Here is a 19479-nt window from a genome sequence, read left to right as displayed (position 1 = left end):
CTCTCACGTCTGAATCCTGCGTGTTGCTCGGGATGCAAAAAGGACTGAACTACAACGTAGTTCAGTCCTTTTCCATGATAAGAATAGTATTGCTGCAATAAATGAGTTAGCTTATTTGGCTACAACATGTGCAATGATGCGGTCCTTTTCGTAAGTAACCTGAACGTCATAACCATCCGCTGTGACTTGGTCGAATTCACCTTTAATTACGCCTGCCGTAATTAAAGTAATATCCTTGGAACCTTCGATCTTATAGTTGGACAAGTCTAGATTGAGGTTTCCTCCATCCAGATACAGCTTTTTGCCAACATTAACCTGACCGTTATCATCGTCCATAACCAATTCCAACGTTCCCTTGTCCATGGTAAAGTTTCTATTTAAATTTAATGCTCCATCTGCATGAACGATGACTTTTCCATTCTCCACATACAGATCACCGAGACCAAAGGCAGTTGCAGATTCAGCCACCAGCGTTCCTGCCTGCAGAAGCGTTCCGCCTGTATAACTGTTATTGCCTGTCATGGTAAGTGTTCCTGTTCCCTTTTTCGTCAGCATTCCACTGCCGGAGATATCATTTCTCCACCAATCCTCTGCATTGAAACGCCCTTTGGAAGCATCCATATCCACGGTTACGTTGTTTATGAATGCGCCGTAGCCATCCGCTGCCGTTACCAAATCCAATCTGCCCCAACCGTTTGATTCGTCCAGAACCGGATAACCGGAATCGATGGATGTCGTATACAACACTTCTCTACGCTGCTCATCGGTTAAATAAGGCTGGCGTGTCTTCAATAGTGCCTCTGCTCCTTGTGGCACTTCAGGAGCCAAACCTTTGATTCCTGTTTGTGGCAGTCCATATGTGAGTTTTTCTCGGTAGAAGGCTTTATTGGCATCATGATTTTCCCATTTCTTTTCGTCATATGCACTTTTGAAAGTATAGTCCTCTGTTACCGTGTGTGCATATTCGTACAAACTCATATTTTTTTCTTTTGCTAACGCACCAAATACCTTTCCTGTATTTTCATATGCTTTCTCCATCATTTCTTGGTTATCTTCCTTATTAAATGCATATGCAGTCATTGCAGTAGCCTGTATTCTTGCACCGATAACATCAAGCGGCGAGTGCATCCCGGCTACGATTCGGTTTTCACCCATTTGGGCTGCTCTTGTTAAAAATTCAGAGAACCGCTCTGGCGTAGCGTAGGCAAAAGGAAGTACAGACAAGTACGAAGCACTCGTATGCCCGCTTGGATATCCTCCGTCCTTTCCTCGTCCATCCTCAGCTATTCTCCTTACATAGCTTAATGCAGGAATAATTTCAACGTTGCTTTCGTATTGTTGGAAATGCTTTTCTCCTGTTGTTTTTGTTCCTCCTGAAGCCAAAGGTTCTTCTGTCACTTCACCTTTACCTAAGGTTTCCCACACGGCTAAACCATTCTCATCGACAACCTCTTTCACTTCTCCGTTCGTATTCATTCTCCATGGTCTTGGGGAAGAGTAGAAGTATTTCGAAGGGTTGGAGGATGAAGGAATTTTGAATCGAACCAGATCCACCAGAGCGACCATGTCTGCAAGCTCCGTCTTAGCCCAATCACTTCCCATTCCCTGGCTTTGGTCTTCTGCCGTTTCTTCTGTCAAGACAACATCCATGTCGCTGATCTCTCTTTCGACGCTTGTCGTTGGCTTAACGATGTCTACATATGTGTTAGCCAGTGGGCCAAAAGCTTCCATCATACTGTAGATCTTATCTCTCTGGTCATCATAATAGGCGGCTAAAGCCTCTTCATCGGTACGATTTTGCGTCACATCTTCTACATATTTGATATTGGCAACCCAAGTCGCTTGATTTCGAATTTCCTCGTTCGCGAATGTTTTCTGGTCTGCGACGGCTGTCTTTTGATCATTTTTAAAGCCATCATAATATGGGGTCGGTCCATCGCCATACTTTGCAACCTCTCCCTTAACTCCCGGTTTCGTCGCAGCTGTCCCATCTCTCCAATCCGATTGGTTCATGGACCAGACTTGTTCGAAACCGTCCAAAATATTAATAAATGGATTCGTTGCCGCAATATTTTTCAACGTTCCGTCGTCCGCATTGGCTCCATGTTCGACTGCAGACAGACGAGCTTCTTCGGCAGGGGGTTCCACATTCAGCACATTAGCCGTGCCCTTTGGCTTGAATGGTTTAGCAGCTGCGTTGGAGTCTATTTCCAAGGCATTAAATAGTGCACTTACAGCTTCTGCACGAGTGATGGATTGAAGCGGCTTGAAGCTTCCATCTGAATATCCGGAAATAATTTTTGCTGCTGCAGTTCCGCCTACAGCTCCTCTGCTCCAATCCGCAATGGACGAAGCATCGCTAAATGCATTCGCAGCTCCCTCATTCAGGTCCAGATTCAGAATGCCAGCGATGATTTTGGCTGCTTCCTGACGTGTGATCGGATTTTGAGGTTTCATCGTTTGATCCGCATAACCATCCATATATCCAGCCGCACTAGCTGTAGAAACGGCCTGATAATACCATGCATCCTCAGAAACATCATTAAAGTTAATGGCAGCTTGTCCTGCATATCCAAAAGCACCATTCACCAGATTCATAAATTCTGCTCTCGTAATCTCGTTGTTTGGTTTGAATGAACGATCCAAATAGCCCCGGATCAGTCCTTCATCACCCCATGCTTGAATGTTTGCTTCCGCCCAGTGTCCCTTAATATCAGAGAACTGAATCTTCTGATCGGCTGCAAAGCTCCGATCTGCAAACGTTGGGCTTACCATAGACAACATTAGAAGTAATGCCAGTGATTTTTTAAGTGGTTTTCTCATGGCCTGCAAATACACGCTCCCATAATCGTAATTTTTCGATTTCATCAGCGAATGTGTAGGATCGTCTCCATTCATTCCGTGTCTGATCTGGGGTTACTTTAGCACTCGGGGGAGCCTGGCATCTATAGAACAAATTCCGTTTTATATCAAATTCGTACGTTTTGGCCGGTGTATTCTCCAAAAAATAGAGTGAATAATAGAATCGTCATCTAGAGTGCCGTTGTTTGTAAATTTAGATTAACGGAAGGTAAATTGTTCTGGGGGTGTTTGTTAAATTTCGATCAACATGATTTCTAGTGCCGGGGCTATTATATAATGATGAAGTTGTCTAGAAACCAGTGATGAAGGAGGAAAAAGAATGCGCAAGCTCTTCCAGTCGGTGAGATCCAGGATGGTTTTTTCCTATCTTGCTGTCGTCCTTGTTATTGCGCTTCTTTTTGGCTCTATCTTATATCTCTTCTTCTCCCATCAATACAGCAAAGAGATTCGGATCAACAAACAATTGCAGCTGCAAAGCACCGTCAATTATATGGAGACCGCCGTTATCGAAAAGGTGAATCAGGTCTATCTTTCTCTTGCCCTGGGAAGCCCCGTCAGCATTCAGCTCGATAGCCTGCAAGGAAACCACAGCAAAATTCTGGACATCGAGCAGCTGCTCAAAAGTCAGGTGCAGAATTACTCCGACCTGATTCAGGCCATTCATGTGTACGATACAGAGAATCATTTCATGATCTCTTCTGTGTATGGGCTGCAGTTCCATGAAGTCACTCCTTCGAGCGTAGATACTGCCTACGACTGGATTGAAGTGATGAAAAAGAGTGACAAAAGTTCCTTATGGATGCAGACTCGTATGGTTCCTGAGGACACTTATATCGAATTACCCGAACAGAGCAGCACGATTCCTCTAATCTCTTATGTTCACAGTTATCCATTTCAGTCCTCTGGACAAGACAGTAAAGTCATGGTTGCGATTGATATCAAAGAATCGACGATCAGTCAGCTGATTCGTAATATGATCCCTGCAGACTATGAAAATACATACATCGTGGATCAGCACGGAATCGTCATATCTGCCGCTGATAAATCGATGTTAGGCAGCTCCACGAACGAGAATCTGCTTCAATTGCTGCTCTCCAATCCTTCTTCCGATGAGAGCTTCACGCAAATATTTAATCATGATGCTTATGTTGTTTCCCAAGAGCAATTCGAAGAAAATGGATGGAGAATGTACACAACCACCCCGAATAAAAGCTTCTATTATAAGCTGGATAGCTTAAAGGAGGTCTCTGCGCTTCTGGGCTTGCTCGCTGTAGCGGTTGGGATGGCTATGTCGTTAGTCTTCACCGTAGTCAATTACAGTCCTCTTAAGCGGATCCTGAATAATATCAAGGCCAGGGTAGATAGCCCCAGCAGCCTGAAGCAGAACGAATATCGATTCATCGATTCGGCTATCAGCAGCCTTTCCATCAAAGTCGATAGTCTGGAAGAAACGCTGCAGGCCAATCACAAAATGATTAGGCACAGTGTCATGCTGAATATGTTAAATAACCGATTTACACCCGAGGAACTTACCGAACAATTGCAATCTGTTCGGGTGTCGGTGGCCTATTCCCGCTATCGCTGTATCGTCATTGACCCCGTCAGCGAGAAGTGGAAGGAATTACAGCCACGACAGCTGCAGCATACGTTGTACACGATGATTCAGCAGCTGGAGATAACAGAAATGGCTGAAACAAAGCTGCTCGCGGAGGAATTGCAGGATCACAAAATAGCAGTAATTCTCTGTACGAACCAACTCGAAGAGCCTCTTTCGGATTACATTGTAAACTTTATTCATTCCGAGGCGAGAAGCCGGTTCGGTCTGGATTTTGCGGTGTCGTTAGGCGGCTGGGTAGAGCATGTCACGGAGATTCACACAAGCTATCATGAGGCGAAAGCCTTGATTCAATACAGCTATTTCTTTCCCGCTCTGTCAGCCATTCAAGACCTTGATCTTCTCCAAAGGGAAACCAGCAGTTTGGAGATTCCGGACGCGTACCTCATGAATTTTGAGAAGAAATTGCAATCCCGTGATATGGACGGTACGGTTCAGGCCATTCAGGATATGGTATCGACCATCAAGGAAGGCCTCTATTCAGCCGAATACAGCCGCATTATTTTATTAAAAATGGTTTCCATATACGCTGACTGCATCAGTCAGGTGCGCTGGCAGCCCGCCGAGGCGAGCTCCATGAATTTGTACAAGCAATATTCCTCGTTCTACAATATCAACCGGTATTCGGAATGGATGACTCATCTCGTAACCGAATTTATCACACATATGGAGAAACGAAGCGAGGTCAGGAGTCCAGATACCATTTCAGCTGTTAAAGCTTACGTTCGCGAGCATCTTTCGGGCGATCTCACGCTGGATCATGTCGCGGAACAAGTGTTTATCAGTCCCAAATACCTTAGTAAGATTTTCAAGGAAGACACCGGCATCGCCTATTCGGAATTTGTCACGAATCAGAGAATGGAACGCGCACGCGAACTCATCGCCCAACAGGAATTTACTATTGAGCAGGTTGCGAGCACGGTCGGATACCGTACCTCTGCTTACTTCATTAAGAAGTTCAAGGAAATTCACGGCTGTACACCGAAAAACTTCATGCGCAGTCTGATGAACTGATTGGCCGAAGGGTTACCCCTATCCTTGGACATTGATCCAGATATCAAATCATGAGAAGGAGCTGTTATGAACCTCAACCTTTCAAGAGCTCTGTGTCTATCTATAACAACCGTTATCCTTATCGTATGCATGAGTGGCTGTACCGTCTTGGGGGAACAACGCGCTCAAATGCAGCCGCATAATCCTGCTGATGAGTCTGAGAAGGATACAGAGCCGCCATATACGATCTCCTGGACCATGCATCAGAATACCCCTGTTCCTGAGGATGCCGAGATGATTACCTATATCGAGGATCTTTTTGATGTGAATCTGGAGGTGTGGAACCTGGAGAACAGACGCTATGAGGACCTGCTGGACTTGAAGCTGGCTCAAGGGAACATACCGGATCTTCTTCGGATCAGGCAGCCACATGATCTGCTTAAATATCAGATGCAAGGGGTGTTAGCAGAAATTCCCGTGGACGTACTAGAAGAACATGCGCCTCATATTGTGAAGCGAATCCGTGATTATGATTCACGTTACTTGGAGTACGGAAAAATAAATGGTGCCTTATATGGAATACCGGTCATCAATCAGACTAACATCTACCGGACCCCTGTCGTATATCGGCAAGACTGGCTGGAGAAACTCGGTCTCGATATTCCGCGGACATTAGAGGAATTTGAGAAGGTTATGTATGCATTCGCCAAAGGTGACCCTGACGGAAATGGGAAACAGGATACATACGGGTTATCCAAAGAGGGCATGAATGTCGTTTTTGGTGCTTTTGGGCAGTCCGTTTTTACCGAGCAGCTGTACTTTAACCAAAAAAATGACCGTCTCGTAATCGGCGCTTTGGAACCTGAGATGAAGAAAGCCTTGGCTTATCTGCAGAAGTGGTATCAGGATGGGATTATCGATCCTGAATTTATAACTGGAGAAAATAAAGGTGGATACAAACATTTGTCCCATGCATTTATTAACAGCAGAATTGGGATGACCTCGATGGGCAATTATTATCATTGGACTCAAGACGGAGATTATAGCGTCCTTAATGAAAAGGACGAGGAAATTCCCGTTGAAGCCATGTTCAATGTCCATGAACTCCTGCAGAAGAACGCAACTGCAGACGTTGAATTCGGTCCTCCTGTTACAGGGCCTGATGGACTCCGTGGCTCCAAAGGCTACAATCTGCTGATGAGTTTCATTACAATCGGGGCCGATGCGGTCAACGAGCCTGGTAAACTGGAAAAAATCCTTGAAATCCTCGATTATGTCAGTGCCAACTCCGATCCGGCTGAGCAGATCAAAATGGAATATGGCCTTCCAGGCAAACACTGGGACTGGAGCTCTTCATCTTCAGGGGAATTTCACATTCTGCCCCCATATAACCGTATGGAGAATTACACTAATATGATCGGCTCCAGCATTGGCATGACTGTTCCTGGTGCATCCATCGGCAAACGGGAGCAGTGGGCTGCATCTGAGGAATTGACGGAGAATGGTATTTATAATCATCTGGAGGTGGCAACCCCTGCACTGATTCAATATTCATCTGAGTTGATCCATATGAGGGACAGAGCATACATCTCCATCATTACCGGGGATCAGCCTATTGAAAGTTTTGATACCTTCGTGGAGGAATTTATGGAAGCAGGCGGGCAGCAGGTACTGACTGAAGCTAATGAATGGTATAACGGGCAAATGGAGACAAGTTCCACGAAATAGTTTGGCCGCATTATCCCTTTAAAAGCATGAACTACCCACGAGTTTCCGAAAGAATACGTGTTCTTTGGGAAACTTATGGGTAGCTCACACTAAGCCAATCTATGCTTCAATCTGTGCTCCCTGATGCCACCTCAATCTCTACCCCTTCGCACTTGCGTTCGATCCGCGCAGGGAGCGGGGGGAGCTGCTTCGTGCGGTGCTGCCGGATTTGGAGGTGCTGCCTGAGGGCGTGTTCTCAAATCGTTTGCGTTCAGTTCGCTCCATCTGCACAATCTGACCTTCATGTACAACGATGTGAAGCGAGCCAAACTCCATGTCATTCAGCTGTCCGGCAATTCGATCCATCCATACCTCATCCACTTTTAACGGCTTAGCCATAGAGCCGCCTCCTCTTCCCGGGCTGCTGCCCGCTATATGATTGACGCATGATCATCCATCCGACTTATAAATCATTCTTATCCAACCTATATACTTGGTTTATACATTAGCAGGGCTTCCAGTAGCTGTCAATCTGTATTTTCAAGAAACATTATCGAAATATAAAGAACTCGTGATTTCTCCCAAATAGACTGGAAAGGGGCCGGAATTCGGACCCTTAATTACTTCTCTGAAACCGTTCTGTGACCCAGCCAGCTCTTGAGCAGCAGCGTTGCCAGAGCCAGAATCAGTAATAAGGAAGCGACAGCGAACGATGCCGAGAACTGGTACTCGTTGTACAAAATCTCGACATGCAGCGGCAGTGTATTCGTCTCTCCGCGAATATGTCCCGACACCACGGATACAGCTCCGAACTCGCCCATCGCGCGGGCATTACACAGAATGATGCCGTACAGCAGCCCCCACTTGATGTTGGGCAGCGTGACATTCCAGAAGATTCGCCATCCCGAAGCGCCGAGCGTAACTGCCGCCTCCTCTTCCCGCGTACCCTGATCCTCCATTAATGGAATGAGCTCTCGCGCTACAAAAGGAAAGGTAATAAACAGCGTTGCGATTACGATACCAGGCAAGGCAAAAATAATTTTGATATCATGCTCTGCCAGCCACGGACCAAACCAGCCATTGGAGCCAAATACCAGTACAAAGATCATCCCGCCCACAACTGGTGAGATGGAGAAGGGGAGATCAATTAACGTGATCAAGACTCCCTTTCCCTTGAACTGGAACTTGGTTATGACCCAGGCTGCAGCTACACCAAATATCGTATTCAGCGGTACGGTAATCGCTGCAACCAGCAATGTCAGCTTCAGGGCAGACATGGCATCCGGTTCGGTAAGAGCTGCAATATAGACACTCCACCCTTGCTTCAGTGCTTCCATCATTACAACGATTAATGGCAAAATGAGAAGCCAGAGCAGTACCAGACCCGCAAGACCAATCAACAACCATTTGACCCATGGAGCTTCTGTTGTCGCACGGTTTGGCCCCGGACCGGTTCGCATAGGGGGAGCAGGCGTTACTGGAACGGAACCTGCCATACATATATACCTCCTTTTGGTTTATATAAGTTAGCCTACGTAACCTAAGCCCGGCCTGCCTTCCTGCTCCAGCGCTGAAGGGAGTTGATCACCAGCAGCAGGACAAAAGAAACCAGCAGCAGCAGCAAGGCTACAGCCGTAGCTCCTGCGTAATCGAACTGCTCCAGCTTCGCCATGATCAGCAGGGGTGCAATCTCCGTTTTCATCGGCATGTTGCCCGAGATAAATACGACTGATCCATATTCCCCAATGCCTCTGGCAAAAGCAAGTGCAAACCCTGTCAGCAGCGGCGGGATCAGATCCGGAAGCAATATCGTCCGAAAAATGCGCCATCTCCCTGCTCCCAGCGTGGCAGCAGCCTCTTCCACTTCGGCCTCCAGCTCTTCCAGAACCGGCTGTACCGTACGTACAACAAACGGAATACCGATAAACATCAGTGCAAGGGTAATTCCTGCCTGCGAATACGCCAGCTTGATACCCAGAGGCTCCACCAGCTGCCCAATCCATCCATTTCCGGCATACAGGGCCGTAAGGGCAACACCTGCCACTGCAGTAGGCAGGGCAAATGGCAGGTCAATGACCGCATCAAACAGGCGCTTGCCTGGAAACTCGTACCGGACCAGCACCCAAGCCAGGAGCAGCCCAAGAACCAGATTAATCAAGGCAGCGACTCCTGCTGTCAGGAAGCTAACCTTGAAAGAAGCAAGTACCCGGGGGTTACTTGCTGTCTCAATCAACGTGGACCAGGTCAGGCCCGTGGAGTTAAAGATCAACGCTGCCAGTGGAATAAGTACAACCAGGCTCAGGTAGAACACACTGTACCCCATTGTCAATCCGAAGCCCGGCAGTATGCGTCTCCGGGCCACCATCACCTTGCTCATGGACGTTCATCCTCTCTGCCTTCAGCCGGTAGGGCTGGTTGGCCGCTTACATGGTCGTGAGCTCTATTTTTATCCAACATTAACTGCCTGGAACGTAGATCTGGTCAAAGATCCCTCCGTCATTGAAATGTTTGGCCTGCGTATCCCGCCATGTGCCAAATACATCCTTCAGGGTAAACAGCTCAACATCCGGGAACTGGTCTTTGAATTTCTCCTTCACGCTATCCAGCGTCGGGCGATAGTAATTTTCCGCGGCAATGGTCTGCCCCTCTTCACTATACAGATATTTCAGATAAGCATCTGCCACCTCGCGGCTGCCCTTTTTGTCTGCATTTTTATCCACGATCGCTACAGGTGGTTCAGCCAAGATACTAACGGAAGGAACAACGATATCGAATTTGTCCGGACCCAGCTCTTTTACCGATAAGAACGCTTCGTTCTCCCAGGCCAGCAGCACATCACCGATACCACGTTCAACAAATGTTGTCGTAGAGCCACGTGCCCCGGAATCAAGTACTGGTGCGTGCTTAAAAAGTTCACCTACGAATTCCTTTGCCTTCTCCTCATCATTGTTGTTTTTCTTCAGTGCATATCCCCATGCCGCCAGGTAATTCCATCTTGCTCCACCGGACGTTTTCGGATTGGGGGTAATCACCTGGATATCCCCTTTGATCAGATCATCCCAGTCCTTGATGCCTTTTGGATTGCCTTTGCGTACCAAAAATACAATGGTTGAGGTATAAGGGGAGCTGTTGTGCTCGTATTTATCCTGCCAACCCGCATTAATCAGCCCTTTATCCTCGATTGCATCGATATCATATCCCAATGCCAGTGTAACGATATCTGCGTCCAAGCCATCAATCACGGAACGACTCTGTTTACCGGAACCGCCGTGTGACTGCTTGATCGTCACTTCCTGGCCTTTTTCTTTTTGCCAATACGCCGCAAACGCCTTGTTATATTGCTCATACAGTTCCCGCGTCGGATCATAGGATACATTCAGCAGCTCGATGGCTGTGGCAGCTTCCTTACCGCTATCCTGCTCTCCAGATGTTCCTGCCGCACTGGAGCCGCTGCTCTCCGCCCCGCACGCTGCCAGTACCCCTGTTAATACCAATGCCAGACCAACCAGAATACCCTTATGAATTCTCTTTTTCATAAACAACACTCCCCCCAGAATGGTTCTGCAATGACGACCTCAGGCAGGCTGAACAGCATGGAACGCACCGAAAAAAACAAAAGACGGAGGAACCACCCGCACACTTCTCCCTCACAAAGTCATGCCGACCCAAGGCCGTGTATGCTTCATCCAGAAATGATGTGCTGCGGTGTTCCTCCGTCTATACGGTTAGAACGTTATTCTGTTCAAGTTACTCTTCTCTGACTGTAATGACTGCTGTCGCAATAGTTAAAGCAATCATTTTTATTATTCCTACCTGTTTAGTAAGTTATATGCATATCATAAGGGTAGCCCTCTGGCCTGTCAAACGTTTTTTCCGATTTCTTCGGGATTTCAATCCGATTGACATTGAATGAAAAACGGACAACAGGATTACCCTGTTGTCCTCGGATCAGGCAGAATAACGGATTAACATTGCATCTTGCTCTGGTTGCCGCAGCTCATGCTTATCTCTTATTTCCCGGCGTAATGAATATTGGGTGCCGGTGGCGTGCTCATGCCTTCACCCAAATAAAAACCGGTGTGGGGTGGTTGATTATAGGCAACATTTTGCCATGCGATACCAAGACGATACACCGGATCATGCATCAGGGTATAGATCCGCTTGTCCGTGACCGCAGTTGTGGTGTAGATCCGCAGCGCAGAGCTATCGCTTGTCCGCCATACCACCTCTTCCCTCCAGTCCCCGAACAGGTCAGCCTGCAGATTCGGTGTGGATTTCGTACCGTTATTGGAGGAAACACCTGAAGCTGTCAGCAAATTAACCGTTTTGCTGTTGGCATAGTCCCACTTATCGATCCGGTTGCTGTCCAGCAGTTCCCGCAGCAGATCTCCATCCCACCAGATGCCAAAATTTGTGGATGAAGGCAAGGTTGTGCCAATTTTCTGTCCTTTGGCTGTATACAGACCACCGTCCGCCCAAACTTCAGCCCCCTTATATCTCGGGTCGATATCCGCTGCCATGCCGCGTCCGATATCCTTTGTTGTAGGTATGCCCCAGATCAACTGCCCTGTACGTGCATCACGGAATTCAACTCCCGCATTGGACGGGGTCTCATGAACCTGAAATACCTCAAGCCCGGCGCGGTCGGGGTCCAGGTCACTCAGATGCATGGCGTCGCCATGATGAAGCCCTGTTGTGTACAACCCTTTTCCGTTATCATCCACCGCCATGGCACCGTAGATAATCTCATCCTTGCCGTCTCCATCCACGTCCGCTACGCTCAGATTATGATTTCCCTGCCCGGCATACCCCGAATTGCCGGATGTATTCGAATCGAATGTCCACTGCTTCGTCAGCTGCCCATTCCGCCAGTTGTAGGCTACAAGCACCGTACGAGTGTAGTATCCGCGTGCCATAACCAGACTTGGACGTTCTCCATCCAGATAGGCAATCGCTGCAAGGAAACGATCAACCCGGTTGCCATAATTATCTCCCCAATCGGATACGTTGCCACGTGCCGGTTCATAGTTCACTGTCGACAGGGCTTTGCCAGTCTGCCCATTGAAGATGGTCAGGAATTCCGGTCCGGATAGAACGTATCCGCTGGAATTACGGTAATCCTTGCTGGCATCGCCAATGACCGTACCAGTGCCATCCTTGCTGCCATCAGCCGTTTTCATCGCAACCTCGGCCTTGCCGTCGCCATCCAGGTCATACACCATGAACTGGGTATAATGAGCACCTGCGCGGATATTTTTGCCGAGGCTAATTCGCCATAAGCGTGTCCCGTTCAATTTATAGGCATCGATAAATACTTCACCGGTATATCCACTCTGAGAGTTATCCTTGGAGTTGGAAGGGTCCCACTTCACGATTAGTTCATACTCCCCGTCGCCGTCCAGATCGCCTGCACTGGCATCATTGGCGCTATACGTGTAAGCCACCCCATCCGGTGTTGTCCCGCCCCCCGGTATGCTGAGGGGCACAGACAGGTAATTGTTTCCCCATACACTTGCAGCTGCCGAAGCCGACTGCTCGGTTCCGCCCACTACGGCCCGAACCGTATATTTGGAACTGCTTGTCCCGCTGGCATCCTGAAGATTCGTGCTATTGGTTATGGGGGATGCGTTCACTTTGGTTCCATCCCGATATACATTGAACGAAACATTTGATCCTTCCGTACCCAAAAGACGCCAGCTGACAAATACACCCGTACCTGTCTTTACCGCAACCACCCCACGGTCCAGGAACTCCATCTGACGCGTACCCGCCGCCTCGGTTACCGGTGTGTTCCCCAGTCCAAACGCAGTCGTCAGCATGGCTGAACTTAGCAGGGCTATTCCGGCAATTCGCAGTGTCCTTCTCCAAGACAATCGATTCAACATAGAATAATAGCCTCCCCAAATGGAATTGGTAAGCCCGTTGTCCCCTTAGCGTCATCTTTATGTAAGCGCTTTAATATTTCCATTCTAAATTAAACATTTAATTCCATCTATAGGTCTAAATTAGTAATTTCATGTCGTAAGGACTTTGATTTTGTATTCTTCGGGATACCTTGAACTTTTTGGGATACGTTGAATTATAAAAAAAATAAAGACCATGCTGGATTAGGCCCATGCATGGTCTTGAGTTAATCGTATTTGAATTTGCTCATTGCAGCACTGCAGCTTAAACCACTGGCGCAATACATACCGGACGGGACACTTCGAGCTTGAATCCATTGTGCGTCAGGCGCCCATCTTCTCCATCCATTTGAAATGCAACAATATTGTTGCTATCCTGATTGGCCACGAGCAGAATGCCGCCTGGCAGCAAATTGAAGTTACGAGGAGTCTGACCGATGGTCGACGTCCATTCCACGGCTTCCAATTTTCCGGATTCCTGATCAATATGATACAGCACGATGCTGTCATCGCCGCGGTTGGAAGCATACAGGAAACGGCCGCAAGGGGATACACGGATATCTGCAGCTGTTCCTTCTCCCGAATGCCCTTCAGGCAGTGTGGAGATATGCTGCAGCGTATTGAACTCACCTCTCCGCTCATCATACATGAATGCAGTAACCGTGTTGTTCAGCTCATTAATGACATATGCCCACTTCCCACTCGGATGGAAAACCAAATGTCTTGGACCTGAACCAGGGGGCTGATTCGTTTCGCGGTGTGTGACCAACCGTCCCTCTTCCATACGGTAAACTATAATCTGGTCGAGCCCAAGGTCACATACGACCGCATACTGTCCGGACGGGTCCGGCTGTATGGAATGAGCATGAGGTCCTTCCTGACGATCATCGTTTTTCCCTCTGCCCGTATGTTCAACCAGTGCACTCATCTCTTCAAGCGTCCCTTGATCCCCTACCGGGAATACATTCACACTCCCACTGCTGTAGTTCGAAGTTAGAACCCATTTGCCATCCTTGGTGACCGACACATAACAAGGAGAAGCCCCTCTGGTCCGTTTGCGATCCATCAGATGCAGTTCACTCGTTGCCGCATCCCTGCGATATACCAGCAACTCTCCCTCATCGGTTTCACTCGCAACGTACAGACAGTTAGCATCTGGACATAATGCGAGATAGGATGGGTTGTCCACACCCTCTGTGTGACTGACGATTCTCATCTCACCTGTACCTGCATCCATTGCGCACAGCACAATCCCTGGTTGATCCGCTGATGCATAAGTTCCTGTATAGAAAAATGTTTCATTCGCTGCTGCTCGTTCCATATCTCTCATCTCTCCTTCTCTTTTCCAATTCCATGTCTATTCTGCTTCATGAGTCGGTTCATGCTCTGGATTATTGATGGTTCCACTATAATGTACTTACCCAATTCACCGGCTTCTGCTTCATCGGAACAGACGCAACGTTCTGCAGATCATGATATTTCTGTGAACGCTTGCATATCCGACATTGACTCCCCCATCGTCCCTCACCATAATACAAGTATGAGACCTTACAACCGTACAACCACACTGCGCAAATCTGCTGGATTCCCTATGCAAAAACTCGTTGTACTGCCTGATCCATTGCTCGAAGAAGCAGCACGATACCCAGTTACTTCAGGGCTCTACGTTACTGATATCGGATATTTCCATGAAGCGGAGCATCATTACCGGGATCGGCCTCAAGGATGTGACTCCCATATTCTCATGTATTGCGTACAAGGAACAGGATGGTACGAATTAGATCGCAGCAAACCCCAAGTTGTACATGCAGGCGACCTGGTCATCTTGCCTGCACATATGGCCCACGTTTACGGGGCCAATGCGGCTGAACCCTGGAGCATCTACTGGATTCATCTGCGTGGCGAACACGCTTCTACCTATATTGAACTGCTCCTGGCCCATAAAATCTCTGCCATCGCTCCTTCCAAAGCCCCCAAATGGCTGGAATTGTTCCATGAATGCTACGATGCACTGGAAACCGGGTACTCCCTGCAAGCCATGATATACGCTTCGCAGATTACGGGCTATATGCTCGGTATGCTGGCCTATGGTCAGGGAACAGGTGTCAGCATGATCAGCAGCAAGCGAGCGGCTGAACAATCTGTCCAGTATATGCTGGAACACCTGGAGCGCGGATTGACGTTAAAGGAGCTCGCAGCACAAGCCCAGTTATCGGCACCCCATTATTCACAACTGTTCAAGCAGGCAACCGGACATTCACCCATAGATTATTTCCTGCGACTCAAAATCCAGCATTCCTGCCGTTATCTTGATTTTACAGACTGGACCGTCAAACAGATCAGCTCCGAGCTGGGGTTCAAGGACCCTTATTATTTCTCACGACTGTTCAGCAAAATGATGGGGCGTTCACCCACGGAGTATCGCAACAAATCCAAGGGCTAGTTGTGCACGACCTTGTTACTTGAAACAAATTGAATGATCAGTTGGAAAATTGCAGCAACCTTTTTTAGACAAGGGTCGTCTATAGGGGCAAATAGCTTTTATACAAAGGGACTCCCTAGAAAAGTGAGGCGATTGCAACATGAAAAAAAATATACTAGCCACTTTAACTGCCGGAGCACTGCTCACACTCTCCCTGAGTGCTGGCCCGATTAACGCTGCTCAAGCCCATTTTACTGACCTTCAAGGTATTGCAGGCGCTGACAAAATTGAAGCTCTGCATCAGGATGGATTGATCAAGGGAGTGAGCGACAGCTTGTTCAAACCGGAACAGCAATTAAATACTGCACAAGGAGTGCAGCTGATTACCGATGGTCTCGATCTGAACCTGGATGCGATTCGTTTTATCAAACAACCGCTCCCGAGTGACACCTTCAGCAACGTCAAGGACGGCGTTTGGTACAGCGATGCCTTCGTTCGTGCCCAGTATAATGGAATTCAGATGCCCAAGGACATCGATCCGGCTGCAGAAATGACACGCGAACAATTCACTCTGTTCCTGATGAAGGGGATCGAAGCCAAAGGCGGCCTGCCGATGATTAATATCAAACCGGTAGACATTACAGATGAGCAGGAGCTTACTCCAGAGTATCAGGGTGCTGTTCAGCGCTCACTGGTTCTTAAAATTAATACGCTTGATGCGGGTGGCAACTTCAATCCGAAGGAAACCATCACTCGCGCAGAAGCGGCAGTCATGATGTATAACGCCATCGAATACATGGAAAATTTCCATGCTCCGCAAATCCCGGAAACACCTGAGAAATAAGAATTGCAATGAAGAGATGGAAATGATGGGTGGCTGAGCACCCCATCATTTCTGCCTCTCACAGCAAATAGCCGCATGCTCCCTGAGGGGGCATGCGGCTATTTTTAATACGAATATCTTAGAACGAGCCTCTAACTACGACATCAGACAATGGGAAACGACCCGCTGGACGAGCCGGTTGTGCCGCTTTACCCACAGTGATCAGCAATGTTGGAATGTAACGAGGAGGAATGTTGAATGTTTCGATCAGTTGCTGCGGGTTGTAACCACCCATTGGGCATGTATCATAGCCAAGGGAACGCGCAGCCAGCATAATGTTTTGCGAAGCAAAGGAAGCGTTGCGGATCGCTTCGTCGCGAGCCGTTTGCTGGCTTTGATAAGCACCGTTGATTTGACCAACCAACGCGTCGCGAATTTCAGGCTTCAAGTAGCCAGCTTCAACAGCCTGATCATAGATGACCGCATTGCGATTGGCTTCGAGGTCTCCGAGTACAGCGATCGTAACCGAGCTTTCTGTGATTTGACTTTGACCATAAGCGATCGGCAGCAACTTAGCCTTATCCGCTTCGGATTCAATCACAAGGAATTTCCAGTGCTGCAGGTTCCATGCAGATGGAGCTTCGGAAGCTGCAGTCAGGATCGCAGTGAGATCCTCCTCTGGCATAACAAAACCGGCTTCATATTTCTTGACTGAATGACGTTCGTTAATGACGCGCAGTGTTTCATTGTTTTCCATGCTGGACATTCATTCCACTCCCCAAAATTGTTTTTATTATATCTCAGCTTTTCTGTTATTTCATTTATGTTCGCAAGGCCATATCAAGTGATCTCTACGAGATACCCACCTTCCGAAAATAACATCAGCGCAGACGATCGCACCCATCTGTGTTCACGTTATGCCCGGAATCTCCTGAAACATCCATGAATCTCATTTCACCGGGACAACGTCCATGCCAATTAACCGTTCGACGACAATTCATTCTTGGACGAAGAGCATGCTTCCCCATTTCCGATACGATGCTTCACATCCTCAATCGATATACTGTCGAAATAGGAAGTCAGCGCTTCCTCACCGCCATCATAGATGCTCCCCATGACATCCTGCATATTAGAGGAGACGATGCAATTGGAACCGGACTCTCCTGAACACCAATTAGGCCCAAGTGAGCCGCCGGCAACCAGACGGTACAACTCTCCAAGCTTGATCTCCTCGCTCGGACGACTGAGCAGGTATCCGCCGTGAGCACCTTCCTTGGTGATCAGATAACCATTCTTCCGCAGCACACTAAGAACCTTGCGTACTCTCGCCGGGTGCGTACCGACGCTATGGGACAGGTCTTCACTGTTCGCCATGCACTCATCCTTCATGGACAGAAAAACCAGACAATGGACGGCAATGGTAAATTCACTGTTCATCACTTACTCCCTTCCCGGCAGCAATCACCGATGTGCTTCAACACAAGGTAAGTTCAACTGTTATTATAGGAATAACAGTTATGTTTGTCAACTTCTGCTCACCAGTTCAACCAGGCCCAGGATTCCCTGTTATAGCAGCATTTATGGTCCTCAAACAGAACAAGGTCATTTTACGAAAGCAATCGCGTTTCTATACAAAATGAACAAAAAAAGTGAGCCAATCGCATCGCGAATGGCTCCAAAAAGATAGACATATGAAAGGGCTTACGTCATCATTATAATCGGTATTCCTCATTTTGAAAACGCTTTTTTTGTAAAGAAAAGATTTTCCTCGATTTTTTTTATTTTATGAGGCCTCTTGCAAAAACTAATGCCATTAGTTATATTACTAATACCATTAGTTTTAGGAGGCCCAATTGAATGAGATTAACTCGTGAACATGACGTTATTCAAATTTCCTTTCTCCCCCGTCTTTTCCCTGTGAACGTCTATCTTGTGGAAGAAGAAGATAGTGTTACCGTTATTGATGCGGGGATGCCATTTAGTCTGAAGGGGATTCTTGCTACTGCCGAATCCCTTGGTAAACCGATCACCCGGATTATTCTGACCCATGCCCATGGCGACCATGTCGGTGCGCTGGATGGCCTCAAGGAGGCAGTCCCTTCAGCAGAAGTCTCTATTTCCAGCCGGGATGCCAAGCTTCTGGCCGGTGATGCTGCCTTGCTTCCCGGAGAACCACAGACCCCGGTGCGCGGCAGTGTGCCGAAAGGCATCCGTACCCGTCCGGACCGGCTGCTGGAAGACGGCGATCGCATTGGCTCCCTGATCGCCGTTGCTTCTCCAGGCCATACCCCAGGGCATATGGCCTTCATGGATATGCGCAGCCGCGTGCTCATTGCCGGCGACGCCTATCAGCTGCATGGCGGCCTCGCCGTCTCCGGCCGCGTGCGCCCGCTCTTCCCGTTCCCCGCGCTGGCAACGTGGAACCGGGAACTGGCTCTGGCCAGCGCGAAGCACCTGGCCGAGCTGGAACCGTCCGTGCTGGCGGTAGGCCACGGACGGATGCTGCGCCAGCCAGCGGCCGCCATGCGTGCGGCTGCGGCTGATGCGGAGCAGCGGCTGCGCCCTGCCGGGGGGCACCTGTGAGCCCGCGGCAGGGGCTGGATCGCGGCACACTGCTAAGTGCCGCGGCCCAGCTTGCCGACAGCGACGGCTTCCAGGCGCTGACGCTGGCCGCACTGGCCCAGCGGCTGGACGTACGCTCCCCGTCGCTGTACAACCACATCAGCGGGCTTCCCGGGCTTCGCCAGGAACTGGCGCTGATGTCTGTATTACAGCTCAGCCAGGCACTTGCCGCGGCTGCCGCTGAACGCACGGGCGACGAGGCCATACAGGCCATCGCCGCAGCTTATATCGGCTTCGTCCGCCAGCATCCAGGACTGTACGAAGCCTCCTTCCACGCTCCGGATATTCATGAACCGGAGCTTGCCGAAGCCAGTGCAGCTACGCTGGACATTCTGCTGCATGCATTGCAGCCCTACCCGCTAACCGAAGCCGAAGCGCTGCATGCGGTGCGCGGATTAAGGAGCCTGTGCCATGGCTTCGCATCCATTGAAGCCCAGGGCGGGTTCAACATGGATTTTGACTCCAATGAGAGCCTGCACCTGACCGTCCAGGCCTTCCTTAACGGGCTGCAGCATTTGCATCAGGACTGACT

The 19479-nt window shown here is 48.7% G+C and carries 15 protein-coding genes; 6 read left to right on the top strand and 9 right to left on the bottom strand.

Features of this window, described 5'->3' with window-relative positions; genetic code table 11:
• Positions 1–111: 111 nt before the first annotated feature.
• On the bottom strand, positions 112–2868 hold the full coding sequence (locus tag CHI14_RS23420; RefSeq protein WP_249281218.1) for an S-layer homology domain-containing protein: 2757 nt from the start codon (positions 2866–2868) through the stop codon (positions 112–114).
• 313 nt (positions 2869–3181) lie between these two features.
• On the opposite strand from CHI14_RS23420, the gene CHI14_RS23415 reads away from it, so the two are divergent.
• Together CHI14_RS23415 and CHI14_RS23410 are read left to right on the top strand one after the other, a co-directional pair.
• On the top strand, positions 3182–5491 hold the full coding sequence (locus tag CHI14_RS23415) for a helix-turn-helix domain-containing protein (protein WP_095291774.1): 2310 nt from the start codon (positions 3182–3184) through the stop codon (positions 5489–5491).
• Between the two features lie 168 nt (positions 5492–5659).
• Positions 5660–7198: an extracellular solute-binding protein gene (locus CHI14_RS23410; RefSeq protein WP_249281217.1), complete on the top strand. Its 1539-nt coding sequence runs from the start codon at positions 5660–5662 to the stop codon at positions 7196–7198.
• 138 nt (positions 7199–7336) lie between these two features.
• On the opposite strand, the gene CHI14_RS23405 is transcribed toward CHI14_RS23410, so the two are convergent.
• From CHI14_RS23405 to CHI14_RS23380, 6 genes are all read right to left on the bottom strand, one after another.
• Positions 7337–7576, bottom strand: coding sequence for a YezD family protein (locus tag CHI14_RS23405; protein ID WP_095291770.1), 240 nt, complete (start codon positions 7574–7576; stop codon positions 7337–7339).
• A 221-nt stretch (positions 7577–7797) separates the two neighbouring features.
• On the bottom strand, positions 7798–8673 hold the full coding sequence (gene cysW, locus CHI14_RS23400) for a sulfate ABC transporter permease subunit CysW (protein WP_095291768.1): 876 nt from the start codon (positions 8671–8673) through the stop codon (positions 7798–7800).
• A 44-nt stretch (positions 8674–8717) separates the two neighbouring features.
• Positions 8718–9554: a sulfate ABC transporter permease subunit CysT gene (cysT, locus tag CHI14_RS23395; protein ID WP_095291766.1), complete on the bottom strand. Its 837-nt coding sequence runs from the start codon at positions 9552–9554 to the stop codon at positions 8718–8720.
• A 79-nt stretch (positions 9555–9633) separates the two neighbouring features.
• Positions 9634–10713, bottom strand: a complete 1080-nt coding sequence (locus tag CHI14_RS23390) for a sulfate ABC transporter substrate-binding protein (protein ID WP_095291765.1) — start codon at positions 10711–10713, stop codon at positions 9634–9636.
• 474 nt (positions 10714–11187) lie between these two features.
• Positions 11188–12996: a rhamnogalacturonan lyase gene (locus CHI14_RS23385; protein WP_212677024.1), complete on the bottom strand. Its 1809-nt coding sequence runs from the start codon at positions 12994–12996 to the stop codon at positions 11188–11190.
• Positions 12997–13345: 349 nt separating this feature from the next.
• Positions 13346–14401 carry a lactonase family protein gene (locus CHI14_RS23380; protein ID WP_095291762.1) on the bottom strand — a complete coding sequence of 352 codons (1056 nt, stop codon included), beginning with the start codon at positions 14399–14401 and terminating at the stop codon, positions 13346–13348.
• A 90-nt stretch (positions 14402–14491) separates the two neighbouring features.
• On the opposite strand from CHI14_RS23380, the gene CHI14_RS23375 reads away from it, so the two are divergent.
• Both CHI14_RS23375 and CHI14_RS23370 read left to right on the top strand, forming a co-directional pair.
• Positions 14492–15523 (top strand): AraC family transcriptional regulator, encoded by a 1032-nt coding sequence (locus CHI14_RS23375; protein WP_170948248.1) that lies wholly within the window; start codon positions 14492–14494, stop codon positions 15521–15523.
• A 139-nt stretch (positions 15524–15662) separates the two neighbouring features.
• Positions 15663–16346, top strand: a complete 684-nt coding sequence (locus CHI14_RS23370) for an S-layer homology domain-containing protein (RefSeq protein WP_095291758.1) — start codon at positions 15663–15665, stop codon at positions 16344–16346.
• A gap of 118 nt (positions 16347–16464) precedes the next feature.
• On the opposite strand, the gene CHI14_RS23365 is transcribed toward CHI14_RS23370, so the two are convergent.
• Positions 16465–17091, bottom strand: a complete 627-nt coding sequence (locus CHI14_RS23365) for a nitroreductase family protein (protein ID WP_095291756.1) — start codon at positions 17089–17091, stop codon at positions 16465–16467.
• 212 nt (positions 17092–17303) lie between these two features.
• Positions 17304–17762 (bottom strand): Rrf2 family transcriptional regulator, encoded by a 459-nt coding sequence (locus CHI14_RS23360; RefSeq protein WP_095291754.1) that lies wholly within the window; start codon positions 17760–17762, stop codon positions 17304–17306.
• A 420-nt stretch (positions 17763–18182) separates the two neighbouring features.
• Between CHI14_RS23360 and CHI14_RS23355 the strand changes: the two genes are divergently transcribed.
• Entirely contained in the window at positions 18183–18908 is a 726-nt protein-coding gene (locus CHI14_RS23355) for an MBL fold metallo-hydrolase (RefSeq protein WP_095291753.1), read from the top strand.
• Entirely contained in the window at positions 18905–19477 is a 573-nt protein-coding gene (locus tag CHI14_RS23350; protein ID WP_095291751.1) for a TetR/AcrR family transcriptional regulator, read from the top strand. Before CHI14_RS23355 ends, CHI14_RS23350 begins: the two co-directional genes overlap by 4 nt.
• Positions 19478–19479: the final 2 nt, after the last annotated feature.

It is taken from the genome of Paenibacillus sp. 7516, from assembly GCF_002272715.1.
GTDB classification, from domain to species: Bacteria; Bacillota; Bacilli; order Paenibacillales; family Paenibacillaceae; genus Paenibacillus; species Paenibacillus illinoisensis_A.
This window is presented reverse-complemented; position numbering and strand designations above follow the sequence as displayed.

Coding starts and splice junctions, on each gene's coding strand:
- CHI14_RS23360 (WP_095291754.1), bottom strand. CDS start 17,762: ATGAACAGTGAATTTACCATTGCCGTCCATTGTCTGGTTTTTCTGTCC.
- cysW (WP_095291768.1), bottom strand. CDS start 8,673: ATGGCAGGTTCCGTTCCAGTAACGCCTGCTCCCCCTATGCGAACCGGT.
- CHI14_RS23410 (WP_249281217.1), top strand. CDS start 5,660: ATGCAGCCGCATAATCCTGCTGATGAGTCTGAGAAGGATACAGAGCCG.
- CHI14_RS23405 (WP_095291770.1), bottom strand. CDS start 7,576: ATGGCTAAGCCGTTAAAAGTGGATGAGGTATGGATGGATCGAATTGCC.
- CHI14_RS23420 (WP_249281218.1), bottom strand. CDS start 2,868: ATGAAATCGAAAAATTACGATTATGGGAGCGTGTATTTGCAGGCCATG.
- CHI14_RS23380 (WP_095291762.1), bottom strand. CDS start 14,401: ATGGAACGAGCAGCAGCGAATGAAACATTTTTCTATACAGGAACTTAT.
- CHI14_RS23375 (WP_170948248.1), top strand. CDS start 14,492: ATGTACTTACCCAATTCACCGGCTTCTGCTTCATCGGAACAGACGCAA.
- CHI14_RS23355 (WP_095291753.1), top strand. CDS start 18,183: ATGAGATTAACTCGTGAACATGACGTTATTCAAATTTCCTTTCTCCCC.
- CHI14_RS23385 (WP_212677024.1), bottom strand. CDS start 12,996: ATGCTGACGACTGCGTTTGGACTGGGGAACACACCGGTAACCGAGGCG.
- CHI14_RS23390 (WP_095291765.1), bottom strand. CDS start 10,713: ATGAAAAAGAGAATTCATAAGGGTATTCTGGTTGGTCTGGCATTGGTA.
- cysT (WP_095291766.1), bottom strand. CDS start 9,554: ATGAGCAAGGTGATGGTGGCCCGGAGACGCATACTGCCGGGCTTCGGA.
- CHI14_RS23415 (WP_095291774.1), top strand. CDS start 3,182: ATGCGCAAGCTCTTCCAGTCGGTGAGATCCAGGATGGTTTTTTCCTAT.
- CHI14_RS23370 (WP_095291758.1), top strand. CDS start 15,663: ATGAAAAAAAATATACTAGCCACTTTAACTGCCGGAGCACTGCTCACA.
- CHI14_RS23365 (WP_095291756.1), bottom strand. CDS start 17,091: ATGTCCAGCATGGAAAACAATGAAACACTGCGCGTCATTAACGAACGT.